The organism is Cohnella herbarum (assembly GCF_012849095.1).
Classification (GTDB): Bacteria; Bacillota; Bacilli; order Paenibacillales; family Paenibacillaceae; genus Cohnella; species Cohnella herbarum.
Genome location: NZ_CP051680.1, coordinates 7,896,002 through 7,910,314 on the forward strand (window position 1 = coordinate 7,896,002; position 14,313 = coordinate 7,910,314).

The 14,313-nt window shown below is 52.7% G+C and carries 11 protein-coding genes; 10 read left to right on the forward strand and 1 reads right to left on the reverse strand.

Annotated elements, in window-relative coordinates; genetic code table 11:
* Nucleotides 1–24 precede the first annotated feature (24 nt).
* The 8 genes from pxpB (at nt 25) to HH215_RS33130 (ending at nt 9,667) form a co-directional block, all read left to right on the forward strand.
* Nucleotides 25–1,812, forward strand: coding sequence for a 5-oxoprolinase subunit PxpB (gene pxpB, locus HH215_RS33095; protein ID WP_169283786.1), 1,788 nt, complete (start codon nt 25–27; stop codon nt 1,810–1,812).
* A 4-nt stretch (nt 1,813–1,816) separates the two neighbouring features.
* Nucleotides 1,817–2,536 (forward strand): LamB/YcsF family protein, encoded by a 720-nt coding sequence (locus tag HH215_RS33100; protein WP_169283787.1) that lies wholly within the window; start codon nt 1,817–1,819, stop codon nt 2,534–2,536.
* Nucleotides 2,537–2,682: 146 nt separating this feature from the next.
* Nucleotides 2,683–4,806 (forward strand): putative bifunctional diguanylate cyclase/phosphodiesterase, encoded by a 2,124-nt coding sequence (locus HH215_RS33105; protein ID WP_169283788.1) that lies wholly within the window; start codon nt 2,683–2,685, stop codon nt 4,804–4,806.
* 210 nt (nt 4,807–5,016) lie between these two features.
* On the forward strand, nt 5,017–6,690 hold the full coding sequence (locus HH215_RS33110) for a copper resistance CopC/CopD family protein (protein WP_169283789.1): 1,674 nt from the start codon (nt 5,017–5,019) through the stop codon (nt 6,688–6,690).
* A gap of 63 nt (nt 6,691–6,753) precedes the next feature.
* The gene (locus HH215_RS33115) at nt 6,754–7,350 is read left to right on the forward strand and encodes a Uma2 family endonuclease (RefSeq protein WP_169283790.1); all 597 of its coding nucleotides are present in this window, start codon (nt 6,754–6,756) and stop codon (nt 7,348–7,350) included.
* Nucleotides 7,351–7,376: 26 nt separating this feature from the next.
* Entirely contained in the window at nt 7,377–8,234 is an 858-nt protein-coding gene (locus tag HH215_RS33120; protein ID WP_169283791.1) for a sensor histidine kinase, read from the forward strand.
* Complete coding sequence (locus HH215_RS33125; protein ID WP_169283792.1) at nt 8,227–8,901, forward strand: response regulator; 675 nt, start codon at nt 8,227–8,229, stop codon at nt 8,899–8,901. Before HH215_RS33120 ends, HH215_RS33125 begins: the two co-directional genes overlap by 8 nt.
* Before the next feature lie 139 nt (nt 8,902–9,040).
* Nucleotides 9,041–9,667, forward strand: coding sequence for a YcnI family copper-binding membrane protein (locus HH215_RS33130; RefSeq protein ID WP_169283793.1), 627 nt, complete (start codon nt 9,041–9,043; stop codon nt 9,665–9,667).
* A gap of 119 nt (nt 9,668–9,786) precedes the next feature.
* Here HH215_RS33130 and HH215_RS33135 read toward each other — a convergent pair whose 3' ends face one another.
* Entirely contained in the window at nt 9,787–10,020 is a 234-nt protein-coding gene (locus tag HH215_RS33135; protein WP_254450636.1) for an RCC1 domain-containing protein, read from the reverse strand.
* Between the two features lie 681 nt (nt 10,021–10,701).
* Here HH215_RS33135 and pheS point away from each other — a divergent pair.
* Nucleotides 10,702–11,736, forward strand: a complete 1,035-nt coding sequence (gene pheS, locus HH215_RS33140) for a phenylalanine--tRNA ligase subunit alpha (RefSeq protein ID WP_169283795.1) — start codon at nt 10,702–10,704, stop codon at nt 11,734–11,736.
* Between the two features lie 56 nt (nt 11,737–11,792).
* On the forward strand, nt 11,793–14,240 hold the full coding sequence (gene pheT, locus HH215_RS33145; protein WP_169283796.1) for a phenylalanine--tRNA ligase subunit beta: 2,448 nt from the start codon (nt 11,793–11,795) through the stop codon (nt 14,238–14,240).
* The last annotated feature ends 73 nt before the right edge of the window (nt 14,241–14,313 follow it).

Here is a 14,313-nt window from a genome sequence, read left to right on the forward strand (position 1 = left end):
GAAGTCGCGAAAGGAGACCGACCGATGACCGATTGTGCGATATCCATACGGCCGCTTGGCGATCGCGCCTTCTCGCTTTATTGGGAGGGAACGGTTGAAATCGGCAATCCGGCCTCTAAAGCAAGGGCGATAGATCTCATGAATTTCCCGTGGCTTATGGAAACGGTAGCCGCTTATCGATCCATAACGTTTTATATGCGCGGATCCGATTATTCCTTACGATCGGCGGCCGAAAGATTGATCGGAGTACTGGATACGCTCGCGGAACAGACATTGCCGACTCCGAGGCAAGTGGTCATTCCGGTTGTCTACGGCGGGGAGTACGGCCCCGATCTATCGGAGTGCGCGCGAAGAAGCGGGGTGTCGGAAGCGCAATTCGCGAAGCTGCATTCCGAAGCTTCTTATACCGTCGCCATGATGGGCTTCGCTCCGGGTTTTCCCTATCTGAGCGGCCTGCCCGGAACGTTGGCTCAGCCTCGCCATGATACTCCGCGACTGAAAGTTAGCGCGGGAGCCGTCGGGATCGCCGGCAACCAGACCGGCGTATATCCCGTAACTTCGCCGGGGGGATGGCAGATTATCGGAAGGACGGACGTTCCTTTGTATCGTCCGAATGCCGAAGAGCCGTTTCTTCTCGCTCAAGGAGATCGAGTGAAGTTTGTTTCGGTGGACAAATTCAGCGAGGTTAAGTCCGATTCTAAGATGAGGACCGTTCAAGGGAAAGGGGAAAGCCGCTCCTTGACGCCATCGACGCCTTTGACGGCATTGAAGGTGCTGAAATCTGGTCTGCTAACGACGATTCAGGATCTCGGGAGACAAGGCTGGCAACGATACGGCGTATCGGTCGGAGGAGCAATGGATCGGTTATCGATGAGAAGGGCGAACCTTCTTGTCGGGAACGAAGAAGGGGCGGCGGTTCTGGAACTGACCATGGTCGGAGGAAGTTACTCGATCGAGCGTGATATTCTCGTATCCATCTGCGGAGGGAATCTCGTGCCTACCGCGAACGGGGCCTCGATACCGATGAATAAGCCCGTATTTCTTAGCCGCGGAACGACGTTGTCGTTCGGAACGGCCGTAGCCGGCTGCAGGGCGTACTTGGCGATTGCCGGGGGAATCTACGCTCCTCGTTTACTGGGAAGCCGCAGTATGGATGTTAGAGCGGGAATGGGCGGAGGATTCGGCAGATCGTTAACGGCGGGAGATTCGATAGGCGTTGACCCATATTCGAGTCGCACGGCCAAACTCGTCTCCAAGCTCAGAAACAAAGCGAGGGAAGGCGTGTCCGGCTGGAGCACCGTCGATTGGCAAGCAAAGGTTGGCGAAGGCGGAGACTTCCCTCGCGCAACGTACGACCGGATACCCACCGGTAGGATCCTGTTACGCGTGTTGCCGGGAGCGGAATGGGATTCCTTCACCGTCGAGTCGAGGAATCGGCTTGTATCCGGGCAATATCGCATTGAAACGAATTCCGATCGAATGGGCATACGGTTATCGGGAGGAGCTTTAACGAGAACGAATTACGAGGAATTGGAGTCGCATGGCGTAGTTGCGGGAACGATTCAAGTTCCGCCCGACGGCCAACCGATCATATTGGGATCTGGCTGTCAGCCGACGGGCGGTTATCCTAAGATCGCGCATGTCCTTAGCGCGGATATGCCGCGATTGGCACAGGCAGTCCCAGGCGACCGGATGATTTTCGAACTTTCCGACATCGACCAAGCGGAGCAGGCCATAAGGCAGCAAGAAAGAGAACTAGCGATATTAACTGCCGGGATAAAGACGTACGGCCAACGAATATTGGAGGGGTAACGCTATGATCGCGATCGACTTAAATGCGGATATGGGCGAAGGATTCGGAGCTTACGATTGGGGCGCGGACGATATTTTATTGGAGTATGTTTCGTCCGCGAACATCGCTTGCGGTTTTCATGCCGGAGATCCGCATACTATGCGCAAAACCGTAGGAAGCTGCCTTAAGCGCGGCGTCGCGATCGGCGCGCATCCGGGGCTGCCGGATCGTCTCGGATTCGGACGCCGCGAGATGGCCGTTTCCCCGGAGGAAGCCGGCGACTTCGTACTCTATCAGATTGGAGCGCTGCAAGCTTTCGTGAAAGCCGCGGGAGGGAAGCTGCGGCACGTCAAGCTTCACGGAGCGTTGTATCACATGGCGGCCAGAGATGAACGATTGGCGAGCGCGATCGTCGAAGCGGTTCAACGAACAGAGCCGGAGTTGATGCTTTTCGGACCTTCAGGGAGTAAATTACATAAAGCCGCATTGGAATCGGGAGTTGTATTCGTGACCGAAGGTTTCGCGGATCGTGCTTATTTGCCTAACGGAGAACTCATGCCCAGAAATATTCCCGGTGCCGTACTTGAGCATTCGGAGGAAATTGTACGGCAGGCGGTGTCTCTTGCAACCGGAGGACTAGTTCAAACGTTGTGCTTGCACGGCGATACTCCTAGTGCCGCCGAACATGCCCGCCATATTGCGCAAGGGCTGCTAAAATCAGGCATTCCTATTGAAGCTCCATAAGGGACTTAGACGATATTTGTCGAATCTCTGTCGAAAATATGTCGAAATCGATTGAGAAAAGCAGGAAAATGAAAGTTCATGTGGAAAATATAGAAAAGTACATAGAGTCTTTTTACCTAGATAGGGATATTGTCGGGGGCACATAAATGTCGATGAATCGCGCCGAAATGAAAACGATATGGGTGGTTATCGCTGCAATAATCCTATTTGGTTTGTTGCAGCTTGGGCACGACTGGCTAGAGGATCTGTTCATTTCAATTAATCGTTATGCCGTGCATTCGATTATGGAGGCATTGGCATTCGCGATATGCTTCGCTTTGCTTATTCTAGGCTGGATGGTTTTCGTACCTACTTTGTGCAGGCAACGGTTAATGACGGCCGCGTTATTCACGGCGATCGGGTTCCTTGGTTTATTGCACGCGCTTAGCGGCTCGGGAATGCCGTTGCATGATCCGATAATCGGAGATACGCCAAGCCTGCTGCTGAACTGGATTTCCCAATGGGTTGGCGCGTTAGGCTTGCTTGTCGTTTTTTCGTTAGATAATCCGATTGTCAGGCCCCGTGCTCGAATTTATGCGATTATTTCCGTCCTATGCATCGTTACAGTCGTATCTTTGCTTGTTTTCCAGACGAATCACTGGAATCAATCGGTCATAGATGCGCTCGCTCCTTTCCAACAATCGTCTACCCTGCTGCTCTATGCGGCTGCGATAAGCATTATTTTGTACCGTCACCGCATCGAAAGACCGGAATCGATGCTGACGATCGTACAGGCGCTGATCTGGTTGTTTTTCGCTAAGCTCGAAGAGTCTTTAGGGACCGGGCCGGAAAGCGTGCAAGCTTTAATCGGGGATGTTTTCAAGCTGGCGGGTTATTACTGTCTCCTTAAAGGCATTTACTTGGTCCTTATCGAGGAGCCGTACCGGCGGCAGAAGAAAACGGAAGCGCGGATTAACTATTTGGCTTATCACGACGAGTTGACGGCATTGCCGAACCGACGCTTATTCGCGGACCGGGTCAGAGCCGAGATGGCGCGAGCGCAACATAATCGCAGCCGGTTTGCGTTGTTATGGTTGGACGTGGACAGGTTCAAAACCATTAACGATTCGTTGGGACATGCGTTCGGCGATCGTTTGTTGGTTGCGGTCGCCGAGCGATTATGTAAATTCTCCGAAAAGCCGGAAAACGTTTTTCGGCTTGGCGGGGACGAATTTACGGTGCTCTTAGCCGGCATTCGCGGGGAAAAGGAAGCGGAGGAAGCTGCGCAACGGCTCGTGGAGCTATTCGAACAACCGATTAAAGTAGGGCCATCTTCGTTCCATATTACAAGCAGCGTCGGCATGGCGTTGTTTCCGGATGACGGAAATTCTCTCGATCTTTTGCTGCAGAACGCGGATACGGCCATGTACAGCGCTAAGGAAACGCGCAACAGTTGGAAAAGATACGAGACTAAAATGAATCTGAAAGCGAAGGAAAAGCTGCTGCTGGAAAATGATTTGCGAATTGCGCTCGAGCTCGGGCAGTTCCATCTCGCTTACCAGCCTCTGATCGATCTGGAGCACGAGACGTTGGTAGGAGCCGAAGCTTTGCTTAGGTGGAGCCATCCGCAACGGGGGGAAATCCCGCCGTCGGAGTTCATTCCCCTCTGCGAGGAAAACGGCTTTATTCTGCCGCTTGGAGAATGGGTGCTTCGCAACGCATGCTTTCAAATGAAGAGCTGGCAGGACAACGGATACCCGATGATCATCTTGTCCGTTAATCTCTCGATTCGTCAATTCCGGCAGCACGATCTGGACGCGCGAATCGCCAAAGTTCTGGAAGAAACCGGCTTAGATCCGCAATGGCTGGAGCTGGAAATTACGGAAAGCATTATGGCCGACGTTGCGTACGCGACCGAAATGCTGGAGAGACTCAAGAAGCTTGGTTTGCGGATCAGTATCGATGATTTCGGAACAGGCTACAGCTCCCTCTATTACTTGAAGCGGTTCCCGATCGATAAGCTGAAGATCGACCGCTCTTTCGTGAACGACGTGCTGACGGACCGCAACGACGCGGCTATCGTTTCCGGGATATCGGCAATGGCCCGCAACCTGAACTTGACCGTGACCGCAGAAGGCGTAGAGAGCGAGGGGCAAGTGGCTTTCCTGAAGGAATTGAAGTGCCAAGAAGCGCAAGGTTTCTTCTTCTCACGTCCCGTGTCTCCCGAGAAGTTCCTTGCTTTATTCGATATGGACAAAGGTAAAACAGATTCGAAAGAGACAGCCGGGTAAAGAGGGGTTATCAAGTAAATCGGCGGTCAATACACGGAAAGCAAGTCAAAGAACACGTCGAAGGATGCGATCCTAAGAGGTGTTCTTGTTATTTTAAACTCTCGTAGTGGAAGTCACCGTTTTGACATAGTTGAAGAGGTAGTCCCGTTCGGGTACGATAGAGTTGCATGAGATGGATTTTACGTTTGGGAGAGAGATCAGGAGGCTGGAATGATGTTATTTAATAGACCTATTCGCGCGGCTTCGCGCTTTCACTTTACCAATAAAGCATTCGGGTTATCGTTCATAGCATTGTTATTCTTGTTTTCGCTGTTTAGTTTTAACGGCCGGGTGGAGGCGCATGCCGCCCTTGAGCAAACGACGCCGGAAGCAAACGTGCGGATGGACGTCAGTCCGCCGTCGGTCGAGATCGTGTTTAACGAGAGATTGGATAGCGGAGGTTCGAAGCTCGTCGTGCTTAACGAATCGTCTCGGGACGTCGCGAAGGGCAAGATCGAGATGATTAAAGAGGGCAAAGGGATTCGCATAGCGCTTCCGAAGCTTGGGGAAGGCCATTACACCGTGTCTTATTCCGTCATCTCGGCAGATGGCCACCCGGTATCCGGAGCTTACGTTTTTACCGTTGGCACCCCTGCTGCGCTCACGGATGCTAGCCAGCTTGATCCGCATCAACAGGTCGGTCATTCTAGCCATGGAATGGGCGGATTGGACAGACAAGTATTTCTCCTCTATACCGCCCGGATTTTGTATTATGCGGGTCTACTAGCGGTTGCCGGGATCGCGATGTGGGGCCTGTTGAGGAAAACTTCCCCCACCGTTCGGGAAGTATACGCGCGATCGCTCGCGCTGTCGGGGAAATTCGCCTTGCTCGCGACTATGGCTTACGTATTTTTCAGCTTGCAGGATTTGGGTCAAGGGGAGCCGCTTGCCGAGTGGGGACGCATCCTGACGGAAACGACGATCGGTAAGCTGTATCTAGCGCAGCTGTTGCTCGCCGTCGTCGCGCCGTTGCTGTCCGGGATCGGAATCTGGGTGAGGTTAGGCTGGGTGGCGATAGCCGTATTCGTCGAGGCGTGGTCCGGTCATGCGGCGGCATTCGATCCTATCGCTTATACGATCGGTTTAGATGTCTTGCATCTTCTGGCTGCCGCGTTGTGGAGCGGAGGACTGATCTTGCTGCTCGCGATTTGGTACAAAGAAAGACCGGAAGCGGGCAGGTTTGCCCTCGTGTTCTCGAAATGGGCTCTGGTCTCGTTCCTCCTCCTGTGGGTGACGGGAATCTTATCGACGCTAGACTTCATGCCTTCCTTGACCTATTTGAAATACACTACGTGGGGGAAATGGTTAGTCGCTAAAGCGATTCTATCTCTTCTCGTCGGGGTTACGGCTTTCTTGATCCGAAGAAGGCTGAAGAAAGGAGATCTTCCGCACGGCAAGCTGCTGCAAGTGGACGTAGGTTTGTTGTCCGCAATCGTTATCAGCGTAGGGGTTCTCACTTATCAAACTCCGTTGCCGGCCAACGAGCAGTTGAATTTTCATCAAATGGGCAAGGAAATGCATGTCACGCTGAGAGTGTCGCCCAACACGCCCGGAGATAACCAATTTAACTTGAAAATATGGCTTCCGGAGCAGATAGGCAAGGGCGTACCCAAGTCGGTTCAATTACGGATGTTACCTCTCGATAAAGAAGGAATGGGTTTTATCGACGTTCCTTTAGAAGCTTATACGGATAAAGAAATGGACGCATTTCCAGACTTTAAGAAGTCGACTTACCAAGCTAAAGGCCCGTTTCTTCCTTTCGCCGGACAGTGGAAAGCCCAGATCAGGGTAACGGATGCGGACGATACGGAGAGGGTCGTGGAAACGACTTATCGGGTTTACTGATAGGGAGGACGAGCATGCGATAACAGGTTATAATGGATAAAAATGGTCGAAGGAGTGTGGCGTATGGGACATGACGAGAAGAGGGATAAGGTTAGGGAGCAGCAGCAGTCGTATGGGGAACCGGAGGGTGATTTCCCATTCGAGGATGAGGTTCGATTCGAGATCGTGGAGGGCGTGCGATATGACCTCACGCCTGCGCCGACCGTTACCCACCAGCAGTTATTAGCAGAAATCTTCGTTATGGTGTATCACACTTGTCATCCCAATGGAGAGGTTTTATTTTCACCTTTGGATGTGTTTCTGGACGAAGATAATCATTTTCAACCTGATCTTGTCTATATCCTGCACGAGAATTCCTCGATCATTAACGCCAAGCGAATTGAGGGTGCTCCGGATCTCGTAGCGGAGATCTTGTCGCCCAGCACGAGCCATAACGATAAGATCCGTAAGAAGCGGCAATACGAGAAGCACGGAGTCAAGGAATATTGGGTGATTGATCCCGTTCATCGGTTGGTTGATCAGTTTATTCTATCTGGGGGAAAATACGTTCTGCACGAAACGTACGGAATTACCGGGCGGATGAACTCGCCGATGTTTTCCTGCGTGGACATCGATATAGCGAGATTGTTCCGCAAACTTACACGCGACGAAGTGGAATAACTTGAGGTCGAGAGAGGCGTTCCGCATTGAACAATGAAAATAAGGATCGAAGGATTAAGTGGTTGATCCTGCTTATCCCTACGCTTACGATCGGCTTATGGGAATATATTCGCCATGCCATTCTGCTGCCTTATATATCTATGGAGCTAGGCAATTTACTAGCTCCTTTTATCGTTCTGCTCGTTACTTTAACTTTAGTGAGAAATCTCTTCAGCCGACTGGAACAATCCCAGCAAGCGCTGCAGCGGGCTAAAGGGGCGAACGCAGCGCTTGAGGAACGGGAACGCTTGGCGAGAGAGCTTCATGACGGAATTTCGCAGTCGCTTTTCCTGTTAGCGGTCAAGCTCGATCAATTGGATGAGATGCAAAGCGAAGGACCGGTGAAACAGCTAGCCGAAGGGCTGAGAGAAACCGTGCGCGTCATGCACGAGGACGTTCGCCAAGCGATCGCTAACCTTCGTCAGCCGCTCACGCCGGCTGCCGCCGCTTGGGTGGTACCTCTAAGAAAGCTGCTCGGAGAAACGGCGGACATGACCGAAGCTCGCGCGGTATTTACTTGGAGTATTCCGGACGAGAGCTTAACCGATAAAGAGAAAGTGGAGCTCCACGCCTGCATAAGGGAAGCGCTCATGAACGTGCGCAAGCATGCGAAGGCATCCAACGTGACCGTTACCGGCGAGTCGGTCGGCGAGCATGGGTTTCGCTGCTCGGTTGAAGATGACGGCGTCGGATTCCATGGCGATCCGTTGCAAGCGTCGGGTCGATTCGGGCTTCGGATGGTTCGAGATCGGGCGAAGGCGATGGGGTGGTCGTTCCTTATTGAGCGCAGAGGTGATAGTACGGTTGTGGAATTGTTGAAAAGGGGAGGGAAAGTACATGAGTAAGCCGATACGTTTGTTGCTCGCGGACGACCATCGCCATGCGCGGGAAGGGATGAGAACGATCGTTGCGGGGATTCCCGAGTTTCTAGTCGTAGGCGAAGCTTCCAGCGGAGAAGAAGCGTTGGCGATGACGGGAAGCTTGCTTCCGGATTTAATTCTGATGGACATCAACATGCCGGGAATGGGCGGTTTTGAGGCCGTTAAGCTGATCAAGAGCGAATATCCGTTCATAAAGATCATCATGGTCACCGTCTCGGACGACGTTTCCCATTTGTTCGAAGCATTGAAGAAGGGGGCTCAAGGCTATCTGCTCAAGAATCTTAATCCCTCCTCTTGGCGGGATTACTTGCGCGCGGTAGCATTGGACGAGGCCCCGTTGAACCCCGAGCTCGCCATGTCCATTTTACGGGAATTCGCTTCCCGCAAGAGCACGGCTTCCGCTACTACGAAGGAGAAGGAACAGGAGGCCGGGGGATTAACCCCAAGGGAAAAAGAGATTTTACAGGAAGTGGCGCGCGGCCAAAAGAATCGAGAGGTTGCCGTTTCTCTGGGGTTGTCCGAACATACGGTAAAAAACCATATTAAAAACATTTTGCAAAAGCTGCATCTGGACAATCGGGTCCAGTTGACGCGTTACGCCTACGAACGGGGCATGGTGGAGACGGAATAGGAACGAGGGACAATATCGTTGCCGTTTTGTCACAAAGAGTTAGCGCATATGACTCTTTCGAGTCATGCGCGATGAATGGGGGCGGACTATACTGAGAGATATCTTATCCTAATGGACGATGAAAGGCTGGAAATCTCTCATGAAAAGAAGTTTTTCTCTCGTATTGGTTCTTATGATGTCATTAGCGTTCGCGGGATTGGCTAGCGCGCACGTTACGGTTCAACCCAAGGAAGTGCCTGCAGGCTCCTATCAGGTGTTCACGGTTCGCGTTCCATCGGAGAAGGAAGCGGCAACGACGACGGTCAAAGTCGCGATCCCGGATAATGTAAACGTCAGCCGGTTTGAACCGAAGGCGGATTGGACTTACGAGATCGAGAAGGGCGCGGAAGATAAAATCGTCAGCGTTACTTGGAAAGCTACGGGTAATGGACTCGGCGCAACGGAATTCGGAGAATTCCGCATGCAAGGCAAAGTGGCCGACGATGCTAATGAATTAACGTGGAAAGCCTACCAAACCTACTCGGACGGAGAAGTCGTGGAATGGACGGGCGCCGCGGACGCGGACAAACCGGCATCGGTCACGACGGTTACCGCGGCTACGGGCGACGGACACGGAGATGGGCATGGCGCTGCCGGAGGAACGGTTGCGGGCGGAGAAGCGAAGGATGATGGAGGCCGCGATACTTTAACACTCTCGCTCGCCATCGCGGGCTTGGCTGCAGGCGTTCTCGCGTTACTTATCGCGCTATTCCGCAAACGGGCATAAACAAGAATTAAAGCATCATGAAAAGGGATGACGGAACTTCCCGTCATCCCTTTAGTTATTGCGAATCAAATACCGCTCTAAATAAGAGGACTAGCCGATTACAGGGTTACATAATCCCGTTATCGGAATTCGTGAACAAGAATTGGAGCGGAACTCTCCTTTAAGCTCATATTTCCAAATTGTCCGGCTAAGTTGCTTCCCCACATCCATACCATTCCATCTGCGGTGGCGGCTACGGCATGGGATTGTCCCATTGCTACGGACGTTACTTTTCCTAGTCCCTCTATGCGCCTTAATTCTTCTCCTTGTTTTAGAGGGGCATCATATTTAAATTCAACTACATCAAATCCCATGACCCACAAAGACCCGTCCTTCTTCAGAACTAACGTCCTAATCTTACTATCCGTGATAATTGAGGAAACATCCTTTATACATTCGATAAGCATAGGACGATATACGATTCCGTCGATAGGAATTCTTAGTGATCCTTTGTTGCTCTCTCCCCATCCCCAGACGGTACCATCCTTCTTAATTGCAAAATTGATTCTTCCATGGCCGGAAGATAAGGCAACGATATATGATTAACAGCAATTCGTTTCCGTAACATAAGAAAATAACGCTAGTTAGGGCTATCCGGCTTGCTTGAACAGTGGGGTTGCCCTATAATGATCATTAAAGTGAGAGTTCGAAAACTTTTGTAACAACCTCAAAAATGTAGAAATGCGATGACGGAGACAAGTAAGCAGTGCCTTCTTTCAGGGATGGAACGCCTTAGACTGTGAGCGTTCCTAAGAATACAGGCTGCCTAAATTCACTCCCGAGCAGAACTCTGAACGGTCGGTCTATCCGATCAGTAGGAGAACCGGTTGACGGCCCGTTATGCCGTATGAAGCGGGAATGTCCAGGAGCGCGCATGCGTTCCAGCCACTCGAAGGAGTAGCGGCGGCATTTCAACAAAGGGTGGTACCACGGTCTTTTCGTCCCTTACGGGAGAGAAGGCCTTTTTCTATTTCAATGCGATAAGGAGAATCGGGATGAAAGAACGATTAGAGGCTCTAAGAAAAGAAGCGCTGGAGCAGCTTCAGGGCGTCGCGGATGCGGCTACCCTTAACGACCTTCGTGTTCACTATCTAGGCAAGAAGGGACAATTGACCGAGATCTTGCGCGGCATGGGCGCGTTAAGCGCGGAGGAGCGTCCGGTGATCGGTCAAGTCGGCAACGAGGTACGCGCGGCCATCGAAGCGGTTATCGCCGAGAAGCAAGAAGGATTCGATCGCGCGGCAACCGCCCATCGCCTGCAGGCGGAGACGATCGACGTAACGCTGCCGGGTAAGGCGGTTGGCGTCGGTTCGGTTCATCCGCTGAACAAAGTGACTCAGGAAATCGAAGATATTTTCATCGGAATGGGTTATACGGTTGCCGAAGGACCCGAGGTCGAGACGGACTTCTTCAACTTCGAAGCGCTGAACTTACCTAAGAACCACCCTGCGCGCGACATGCAGGATTCCTTCTATATTACGGACGAGATCTTGCTACGCACGCAAACTTCCCCGGTGCAGATCCGTACGATGAAGGCGATGAACGGCAAAACGCCGATTAAAGTCATTTGCCCGGGACGCGTGTACCGCCGGGATGACGACGATGCTACGCATTCGTTCATGTTCCATCAAATCGAAGGTTTGGTAATCGGGCCGAACATTCGAATGAGCGATCTGAAGGGGACGTTGCTGCAATTCGTGCAAGAGATGTACGGACCGCAAATGCAAATTCGTCTTCGTCCGAGCTTCTTCCCGTTCACGGAACCGAGCGCGGAAGTGGACGTCACCTGCGCGCAGTGCGGAGGCAGCGGCTGCCGGATGTGCAAACATACGGGCTGGATCGAAATTCTCGGCTGCGGAATGGTACATCCCAAAGTGCTGGAGCACGGCGGATACGATCCGAACGAAGTAACGGGATTCGCGTTCGGTATGGGCGTAGAACGGATCGCGCTTCTGAAATACGGCATTGACGATATCCGCCATTTCTATGCGAACGACACGAAGTTTTTGAACCAGTTCGCGAAGATGTGACGGTAATGATCAGGTAAAGCGATTAAATATACTAGGACAAACGAGGGGAGTTTCCCATGAACGTATCTTATCGGTGGTTATCCGATTATATTGATTTAAGCGGCATTCCGGCTGAGCAATTGGCGGAAATGATGACGCGCGGAGGAATCGAGATCGATTCCGTTCCTTCCCGTAACGCGGGAGTTAGCGGAGTCGTCGTCGGCTATGTGAAAACGAGGGAGAAACATCCGGACGCGGATAAGCTAAGCGTCTGTACGATCGACGCCGGTACCGGGGAAGATCTGCAAATCGTCTGCGGAGCGGCGAATATCGGCGCGGATATGAAAGTTCCGGTTGCGATGGTCGGCGCGAAGCTTCCGGGCGGTCTTGATATTAAGCGAGCGAAACTGCGCGGCGTGGAATCGCAAGGCATGATCTGTTCGGCTCGCGAATTGGGTATTAACGACAAGCTGCTGCCGAAGGAACAGCAAGAGGGAATTCTGATTTTGCCGCCTGAAACGGAAATCGGCCGCGATATTTTAGACGTGCTCGCGTTAAACGACTCTATTCTGGAGCTGGATCTCACGCCCAATCGTTCGGATTGTTTGAGCATGCTCGGCGTAGCTTACGAGGTGGCCGCGCTGACGGGACGACCGTTGAAGCTTCCGGAGCCGGATAAGGATTTGCATTCGTCCGTCGACCGGACTTCCGACCACGTACGCGTGTCGATAACCGCTACCGAGCAATGCTCATTGTATACCGCGCGATACATTAAAGGCGTTAAGATCGCTCCGGCTCCGCAATGGATACAGAATCGTCTCATTGCCGCCGGCGTTCGCCCGATCAACAATATCGTAGACATTACGAACTATGTCATGCTGGAATACGGCCAGCCGCTTCATGCTTTCGATGCGGCGAAAGTCGCCGGCGGACGCATCGACGTTCGATTGGCCCAGCCGGGCGAAATCCTGGTCACGCTTGACGACCAAGAGCGCAAGCTTGAGCCGCAAATGCTCGTAATCGCGGATGCGGAGAAAGCGATCGCGTTGGCCGGCGTTATGGGCGGAGCGAATTCCGAGGTCACTCCGGAGACGACCGATATTATTCTGGAGTCCGCCAAATTCGAAGGCGGTACGGTTCGCCGTACGTCGCGGCAATTGGGTCTGCGCTCGGAAGCGTCATCCCGCTTCGAGAAAGAAGTCGATCCGTCAAGGGTAAGGGACGCGCTCGACCGTGCTGCGGGATTGATCGCGAGATACGCGGAAGGGCTCGTAACGGAAGGAATCGTCGAAGCGGAAGTTTCCGTTCAACAACCGGCGAACGTCGAAATTTCATTGAGCCGGATTAACGGAATGTTAGGCACCGAGCTCTCCTCGCTGGAGATCAAAACGATTTTCTCCCGATTGCATTTCGCGGTAGAGGTTAGCGGAGACGGCATTTGGAACGTCACCGTCCCTTCCCGTCGCGGGGATATTACCCGGGATGTCGATCTCGTTGAGGAAGTCGCGCGACTTCACGGCTACGATGAAATTCCGACGACTTTGATCGACGGTCAAACGACGGCAGGATCGCTTACGAAGCCGCAGGCGATACGCAGGGAGCTTCGTTCGATTTTAACGGGAGCCGGCGTGCACGAGGCCATCTGCTACTCCGTGACTTCCGAGCAAAAAACGAAGCTGTTCACGGAGCTGTCAGGCGATACGAAACCGATCCCGCTCGCGATGCCGATGAGCGAAGAACGAAGCGTTCTTAGGACGACGCTGATTCCGAGCTTGTTGGAAGCGGCCGCGTATAATCTAACGCGCAAGAATAACGATTTGGCGCTGTTCGAGATCGGTAACGTCTATCATTCCGACGAAGAGGTGCTGACTCGTTTACCGCAAGAAAAGCCTCGCGTGTCTCTGTTGCTGAGCGGCAACCGGCGTTCGGCAAGCTGGAATCGTTCCTCCGAGGCCGTCGATTTCTATGATGCCAAAGGCATTCTCGAGAAAATTCTCGATCATCTGGGGCTTACGGGTAAAATCGTATACGAAGCTGCTCAGCCGGCGGGATTCCATCCCGGAAGAACGGCCGCGATCAAGATTCATACGGAGCGTGGGAACGAAACGATCGGTTACATCGGGCAATTGCACCCTGAATTGCAACGCGATTTCGACTTGCCGGATACGTATGTGGCTGAAATGGAGCTTGCCCCGATCTATGAATACGCGGATCGTCATATCGAATATCGCACGTTACCCCGCTACCCGGCGATCGAGCGGGACATCGCGGTCGTCGTAGACCGTAACGTGGCGGGCGGAGCGTTAACGGAAGCTATCGTCGCCTCCGCAGGCGAATTGTTGGAGTCCGTGAAGGTGTTCGACGTTTATACCGGAGACCGCATCGGAACGGAGAAGAAGAGCGTTGCGCTGGCACTAGTTTATCGTCATGGAGAACGTACTTTGACGGATGAGGAAGTTACGGAAACGCATGCCCGAGTATTGACACAATTGGAACAATCTTTCGGCGCGGAACTTCGCAAATAGGCAGGAAACAGTAAGGGAGGCAGCGAATACATCTAGACGCCGACTGGCGCGGATGGTTCGCTGCTTTTGTTCG

Coding starts and splice junctions, on each gene's coding strand:
- HH215_RS33125 (WP_169283792.1), top strand. CDS start 8,227: ATGAGTAAGCCGATACGTTTGTTGCTCGCGGACGACCATCGCCATGCG.
- HH215_RS33135 (WP_254450636.1), bottom strand. CDS start 10,020: ATGGGATTTGATGTAGTTGAATTTAAATATGATGCCCCTCTAAAACAA.
- HH215_RS33130 (WP_169283793.1), top strand. CDS start 9,041: ATGAAAAGAAGTTTTTCTCTCGTATTGGTTCTTATGATGTCATTAGCG.
- HH215_RS33110 (WP_169283789.1), top strand. CDS start 5,017: ATGATGTTATTTAATAGACCTATTCGCGCGGCTTCGCGCTTTCACTTT.
- pxpB (WP_169283786.1), top strand. CDS start 25: ATGACCGATTGTGCGATATCCATACGGCCGCTTGGCGATCGCGCCTTC.
- HH215_RS33115 (WP_169283790.1), top strand. CDS start 6,754: ATGGGACATGACGAGAAGAGGGATAAGGTTAGGGAGCAGCAGCAGTCG.
- pheT (WP_169283796.1), top strand. CDS start 11,793: ATGAACGTATCTTATCGGTGGTTATCCGATTATATTGATTTAAGCGGC.
- HH215_RS33105 (WP_169283788.1), top strand. CDS start 2,683: ATGTCGATGAATCGCGCCGAAATGAAAACGATATGGGTGGTTATCGCT.
- pheS (WP_169283795.1), top strand. CDS start 10,702: ATGAAAGAACGATTAGAGGCTCTAAGAAAAGAAGCGCTGGAGCAGCTT.
- HH215_RS33100 (WP_169283787.1), top strand. CDS start 1,817: ATGATCGCGATCGACTTAAATGCGGATATGGGCGAAGGATTCGGAGCT.